The following is a 6282-nucleotide window of genomic DNA, read 5'->3' as shown; positions in this document are numbered from 1 at the left end:
CGGCCTCCTGTTCCTTCAGAATGCCGATGATTTGCTCTTCGCTGAACCTGCTGCGCTTCATAAGCCTGTCCTCTCAAGGGATCAGACTCTACTTCAAATTGGAGGAAATTGCCCAAGGCAGGTCAGGGGGCCGTGCCGATGCAAGAGATCGGTGCCCTCAAAGGCGATTTAAGCAAACTCGGCAACCTTAGCGGCGCGGGGATTGAGACCTCTGTTCAGAAATATCTGAAGGACTTAACCGACGCGATTGAGCGCGGCGGGGAGTACCTCCGCAGCATCCTGCCTTATCTCAATCCCTTTGGATTACGCCTCGGAAACATATCCGAGCCGTCAGGCGATACACCCCCGTCCATCCTGCGGGCAAGCGGACCCAATCTTCCCAGCCTCCAGCAGGCCAATTACAGCCCATCGCCCCATATGCTTCAGGCTGTTGCCCCTTCGACTCTGCCCGCTAAGGCTGAACTCACCATCCACTTCACGGGCCTACCATCGGGAGTACAGGCCCAGGTGATGAGCGAGACGGAGTGGTTTAACATCCAGACGAGCATGGGCTATAATTGCCATAGCCGAGGTGGCCTGCCGCCAGTGCCGCGCAGTTTGCGCGGGCGATTTTGAGGTTTTTGTAGAGATCATCGACAGAAAAATTGCGCCCCTGAGTCCATCAGGGGCGTTTCTCTTTATATTTTGTTACATAATTGTCGCACAGAGTAACGCTTTTATAATATTGCTTAATCATAAAATCGAAGCCGATATGATATAAATCATCCCGAAGTTGTTCTGTTTTTGAACTGGGACCATATCGCTTAACATAGTCTTTCCAAACAAACAGAGGCATATCGACTAACGCCTCACAAAACAGCGAACCGTCACTGATTCTCATATTATAGATTGAGTAATAATTTTGAAACAATTGTTTGGATTTTAGTGCTATTGCTTCATCTATAGCTTTGTTCTTATTTTCTTTGTTTTTTTCTATTAATTTCATTAACTTTAAAGATTCTTCACGAATTGGAATAATGGCTGAGATTTTAATTTTTTTGGCTCGAGTTTCATCTTCTGGTTGGGTTGGTATTTGGTCTAAATGAATCCGGCATTTTAAAAAACTCCAAAAATGCCCTTCTAAATTTCTTTTTTGCCTTTCTCTCAAGCTCTCTAATGTGAGGGCTGCGCCTGTATATTTTGCATAGTCATCTCCCCTAAACCTATAGTAACTCACCGTATCACTCCAATAAATCCACACAGAAGCTCCTGCGCCAACGCAAAAACTACCCGTCCGCCGCTCAAATCGCTGGTCGGGAATATTGCTGAAAAAGCGTGAGAGTTCTCCAAACCCCGCCAAAACCCGCTGCATTTCCGCAAGGTCCATTTTCTCCTCATTCTCATAGGCATAGATGAGGAGTTGGGTGGTTTGATCCATTTTTTGGCGGATGTCAGCGACGAGTTTTTGCTCCTCAACGGAAAACTCTCCGGCGGCCGCAGGCTGTGCCAGGGCCGGGAGGAGGGCGAGAAGCAGGGCGGTGATCCGCCAGGGCTTTACCATCGGGCGTTGATCCTGAAGCCAACAAACACGCGCCACGCTGCCAGCCCGAGGCGGCGGGGTCAAGCGCTTCGCCGCTCTACCCGCCAAGGCCGAACTCACGATTCACTTCACGGGCTTACCCTCGGGGGTGCAGGCCCAGGTGATGAGCGAGACGGAGTGGTTTAACATCCAGACGAGCATGGGCTACAATTGCCGCAGTCAAAGTGCCCTGCCGCCGGTGCCGCGCAGTCTTCGCGGGCGATTTTGAGCTATTGGCGGGGATCATCACCAGTACAATTGCGCCCCTGACTCCATCAGGGGCTCTTCTTTTTGTATTCCTTGACAAAATCATCGCATAATTTTACGTCGCGATAGTAGTTATGAAGAAGCCCATCATATCCTATTTTAAATAAAGAGTCGGGGAGTTTTTGATTTTTTGAAATCTTTCCATGCCTCAAAATATAATTTTCGATAAAATGTTTCGGAAAATCAACAAAATTTTCACACAGAAGCCCTCCCCCAATCTTAAGGTTAGAGATTGAGTAATAATTTTTGTAAAGAGCATCGGCTTTTTTAGTTAAGAGCGCGAAATCACCAGGATCATGAGAATTTAATTTATATTGTATATTTCGTACTAATTTTAAGGAATTTGTACGAATAGAAGGGATGGCGGTAATACTAATTTTGGGGGCACTTTCTTTATCCTCAAGCCTAGTTGGAACCTGATCCAGATGGATATAGCATTGTTGAAAATCAAAAAAATGACCTTCGAGATGACCTTTCTGTCTCTCTTTGAGAGCTTCTCGATCTTTAGGGACACTAAGAGCGGTTTCAAGGTTAGTGCCCTTATATTCTTTATACAAAACAGTGTAATGCCAGTAACTCCAAGCAAAACTCAGAACCCCAACGCAAAAACTTCCCGTCCGCCGTTCATATTTTCGATCGGGGATATTCTTGAAAAAGCGCGAAAGTTCGTTGAAGCGAACCTCCAACCGCTTCATTTCCGCAAGATCCATTTTCTCATCATTCTCATAGGCATAGATGAGGAGTTGGGTGGTTTGATCCATTTTCTGGCGGATGTCAGCGACGAGCTTTTGCTCCTCAGCGGAAAACTCCCCGGCGGCCGCAGGCTGCGCCAGGGCCGGGAGGAGGGCGAGAAGCAGGGCGGTGATCCGCCAGGGTTTTACCATCGGGCGTTGATCCTGAAGCCAGCAAACACGCGCCACGCTGCCAGCCCGAGGGGGCGGGGTCAAGCGGGGCGTTCCGTCTTCCGCTGCCCCCTCCTGGGGCGGGCGGTTCACCGAGCCGGGGCGCGTTCCCGGCCTTTTTTATGGAGACTTCCTGTGGACAAAATCATCTACACCCTCGACACGCCGGTTCAATTCACCCCGAGCCGCCTGGTGGAGGAGTTGAGCTTCAAGACCGACATGAGCGTGCGCGACCTGCGCCGCCTGGAAGGGCAGCAGGGCAGCGTTGGCGCGGGGGCGACCCTGCTCAGCCTTCTGTCCGGCGAGCCGGTGGAGTTGATCGACGCGCTGTCGGCCCATGATTTCTTTAAGGCGCAGGAGATGATCCGCCCTTTCTTGAAAACTATCCTGGGAACTGGCGCGAATTAATCGCCGATTTGGCCGGTGTCTTCCACTGGCCGCCGTCGGAACTGGAGAATCTCAGCCTCGACAGTCTCCAGTTCTGGCACGGGGTTGCGGCGGATTTTCTCACCCGCTGGCACCCCGCTTCTTCGTAAGTCACCCGAGCATCAGAAGGAAAATATCATGACCGAGTTCTGAGGAGGCGGCGCTCTGCAGGGTCAAACTCCATAAGTCCAACGACCTGCAGCAACGGGATTTCGGCGGTCTCCTGGCCCGAGCCGCCGATCCTAAACACCATCATCGGTCAGCGCTTCGGCGCTGTTTTTTTTGCGCAATCGGAGGGGGTATGGCCCAACAAACTCAACCGAAGCTGGCGCGGGCCAGCTTTCGCGGCGTGTCGTTCGTTTGCACCGCGCATGATCTGAAAGCCGGGCGGCGCATTGCCGATCACGTCTTTCCCCAGCGCGACCTGGGCTATCACGAGGATATGGGGCGGCAGGACCGGGAGGTGTCGCTCACCGCCTATCTGAACGGCGATGACGCCGCCGATCAGCGCGACCGGCTGCTCGCCGCCATTGAAGCGCCGGGGCCGGGGGAATTGTTCCATCCGTGGCTCGGGCGGCTGATGGTGGTGGTCAAATCTTCCTCCTTCCGCGAAAGCCGCGCAGCGCGGCGAATGGTGGAAGTGTCGCTGTCCTTCGTCGAAGCGGGGCTGTCGCAGTTCCCGCAGGCGGTGCGCGACGGCGCGTCGGGCATTCGCGCGGCGCTCGATGGGCTGATGGCGGCGACGGGGGCGGTACTGGGGGAGCGGCTTTCGCTCAACGCTGTGCCGGGCTTCGTGAAAGGGGACGCCGGGGCGACGCTGTTCGACGCGGCGGTGGCGCTGGAGCAAGTGCGCCTTGCCCTGCCGGGGCAAGCCGGGCTCGGCTATCCGGTGATGCGCAGTATCGATGCCGTGGCCGATCTGGCGCGGGGGGCGCTGAAGGGCGGGGCGGGGGAGATCGTCAGCACGCTCGATACCGCCCTGCGCACTCTTGGCCGCGCCGCGCCCGATCCGGGGCGGGCCTATGGGGCGTTCGAGCAGGCGTTCCAGGGCTTCGGCCTCGGGCTGCCGTCGATCCCGCTCACCACCTCCAACCGGCTTCGGCAGAAACAGAACCGCGATGCTCTGACCGACGCGACGCGCTGGCTCGCACTCGGGTCGGCGGTGGGGCTGGCGGGCGCGGCGACGCCGGAAACCTATCCCGACGCGGTGCGCTGGCGCTCGCGCGTCTGCGATTGGTGCGATGTGGAGATGGAAGCCGCCTCGCGCAGCCGGTCCGATAAGGGCTTCAACGCCCTCACGCAGCTTCGCACCGCTTTCGTCGATCATCTGACGGCGGGGATGGGAACGCTCGCGCCGGTACGGCAGGTGCAATTGACAACGCCGATGCCGTCGCTCGCCCTCGCCTACCGCGACTATGGCGACGCGCGCCGGGGGGAAAGCCTCGCCCGCCGTAACCGCGACGTGCTGCGCTCCGGCCATCCCGGCATGATCCCCGCCGGGGTGCCGCTCGATCTGGTGGGGGGGTAAGCGGATGGAACCGGAAAAACTCACCCTCCGCGTGAATGGGGTGGAGTATGGCGGCTGGACCTCGGTGCGGGTTAACTGCGATATCGACCGCGTCGCCACCTCCTTTTCCCTTGGCCTGTCGGAACGCTGGCCCGATCCGCGCGCGGCGGAAACCGGGGGGCTGTCGATCATCAGCCGGGGGATTAGCATCGGTGACGCCTGCGAAATCGCCATCGGCGGCACCTTGGTCTGCACCGGTTATGTGGACCGGGTGGAGAAATCCTACAGCGCGCAGGCCCATCAGGTCTCGGTTTCCGGGCGCTCAAAAACCGCTGATTTGATCGATAGCGCCGTGCCGCACGATCAGCAGATTCGTGGCAAAAAACTGGAGGACATCGCTCGCCAACTCTGCGCACCGCACGGAATAGAGGTGGCGGTCGAGGGCGATACCGGGCCGCCGCTCGAAGAATTTCACGCAAAAATAGGAGAATCAGTTCATGGCGAACTCGAACGGTTGTGCGCCTTGCGCGCGCTTTTGGTCAGCGATGGGCCGGGGGGAGGTCTCATCCTTACCCGGTCTGGCGCGGGCGGCGGTCGCACAGCGCTACGGCTCGGGCGCAGTCCCATCCTCAGCGGCTCTGCCCAATGGGACGGGGGCGACCGCTTCGGCACAACGATCGTTCGCGGACAGCAGCCCCTCGGCGGGGCCGGCCTCCGCGATGGCCCGGCAGTCGCTTTGGGCGAGGGCCTCGCAACGGACCCCGAGGTAAGGGGAAACCGCGTTAAAATCCTCTCGGCGCGCGGGCGGGTGACGGTAGAGGAATTACGCCGCCAAGCCGAACAAGATGTGCGCGCCCGCAAAGGGGCCGCCAATTCCCTCAGCTATTCGCTGGCGGGCTGGCGGCACCCCGGCGGTGGCCTGTGGTGGAAGGGGCTGACGGTGTGGGTGGAGGATGATCTGTTGGGGGTTGCGGGCGAGTACCGCATCCGCTCGGTCAATCTTACCCTCAGCGATCAAGGCACGACCACCGATCTCACCTTAGCGCCGCCGCAGGCTTACCCCGAGTCGGGCGATCCTGCGCCGGACAGCGCACTCTCAGTCATCGAGGAGGCAACCCCATGAAGGACGGACAACCGCGCTTCTTCGGCCCGCTGCTGAACGCGCTCGATAATCTCGTTGGCCGGGCCGTTATTCGGCTGGTTTCGGCGGCGGGGCCGACGCAGCAGCTTCAAGCCGAGCTTTCGGCTGGGGAGATGAAAAACGATCTCGACCTGCTGGAGGGGTACGGGTTCACCGCCCAACCGCTGCCAGGGGCGATTGCCGTGTGCCTCTTTGTCGGCGGCGAGCGCGAAAACGGCGCGGCGATTTTGGCGCACGATCAAGCCAAGCGCCCGCGCACCTTGGCCCCCGGCGATGTGGCGCTCTACACCGACCAGGACGATCCCGCCGCCGCCGCCCCTGACGCCCAACACCGCCTGCACTTCGGGCGCGACCGCAGCGTTATTCTGCGGGCCAAACGCCTCGATATCCAATGCGGCAACCAGCGGCTCATTCTCGATGAAACCGAGGGGCTGCGGGTGCAGGCCAGCCAAATTCGCTTCGAAGAACTCTGAGCGGATTT

At 58.2% G+C, this 6282-nt stretch carries 8 protein-coding genes; 6 read left to right on the top strand and 2 right to left on the bottom strand.

The genetic code is table 11. The features are described 5' to 3' along the window. Positions 1 to 138 precede the first annotated feature (138 nt). Positions 139 to 615, top strand: a complete 477-nt coding sequence (locus tag ACIQ36_RS17250; protein ID WP_395831595.1) for a hypothetical protein — start codon at positions 139 to 141, stop codon at positions 613 to 615. Between the two features lie 46 nt (positions 616 to 661). On the opposite strand, the gene ACIQ36_RS17245 is transcribed toward ACIQ36_RS17250, so the two are convergent. Both ACIQ36_RS17245 and ACIQ36_RS17240 read right to left on the bottom strand, forming a co-directional pair. Then, a complete protein-coding gene (locus ACIQ36_RS17245; protein WP_395831593.1) occupies positions 662 to 1639 on the bottom strand; it encodes a hypothetical protein in 978 nt (325 codons plus the stop codon). Between the two features lie 194 nt (positions 1640 to 1833). Then, on the bottom strand, positions 1834 to 2820 hold the full coding sequence (locus tag ACIQ36_RS17240) for a hypothetical protein (RefSeq protein ID WP_395831591.1): 987 nt from the start codon (positions 2818 to 2820) through the stop codon (positions 1834 to 1836). Between the two features lie 42 nt (positions 2821 to 2862). Here ACIQ36_RS17240 and ACIQ36_RS17235 point away from each other — a divergent pair, with 42 nt between their 5' ends. The 5 genes from ACIQ36_RS17235 (at position 2863) to ACIQ36_RS17215 (ending at position 6274) form a co-directional block, all read left to right on the top strand. Beyond that, the gene (locus ACIQ36_RS17235) at positions 2863 to 3135 is read left to right on the top strand and encodes a phage tail assembly protein (protein WP_395831589.1); all 273 of its coding nucleotides are present in this window, start codon (positions 2863 to 2865) and stop codon (positions 3133 to 3135) included. An 8-nt stretch (positions 3136 to 3143) separates the two neighbouring features. Beyond that, entirely contained in the window at positions 3144 to 3263 is a 120-nt protein-coding gene (locus tag ACIQ36_RS17230) for a GpE family phage tail protein (protein ID WP_395831587.1), read from the top strand. Between the two features lie 191 nt (positions 3264 to 3454). After that, positions 3455 to 4681, top strand: a complete 1227-nt coding sequence (locus ACIQ36_RS17225; protein WP_395831585.1) for a DNA circularization protein — start codon at positions 3455 to 3457, stop codon at positions 4679 to 4681. Between the two features lie 4 nt (positions 4682 to 4685). Next, positions 4686 to 5783: a phage baseplate assembly protein gene (locus tag ACIQ36_RS17220; RefSeq protein ID WP_395831583.1), complete on the top strand. Its 1098-nt coding sequence runs from the start codon at positions 4686 to 4688 to the stop codon at positions 5781 to 5783. Beyond that, positions 5780 to 6274, top strand: a complete 495-nt coding sequence (locus tag ACIQ36_RS17215; RefSeq protein ID WP_395831581.1) for a phage baseplate assembly protein — start codon at positions 5780 to 5782, stop codon at positions 6272 to 6274. The genes ACIQ36_RS17220 and ACIQ36_RS17215 overlap by 4 nt, the downstream gene beginning before the upstream one ends. Positions 6275 to 6282 lie beyond the last annotated feature (8 nt).

It is taken from the genome of Elstera sp. (assembly GCF_044372965.1).
GTDB lineage: Bacteria > Pseudomonadota > Alphaproteobacteria > Elsterales > Elsteraceae > Elstera.
This window is presented reverse-complemented; position numbering and strand designations above follow the sequence as displayed.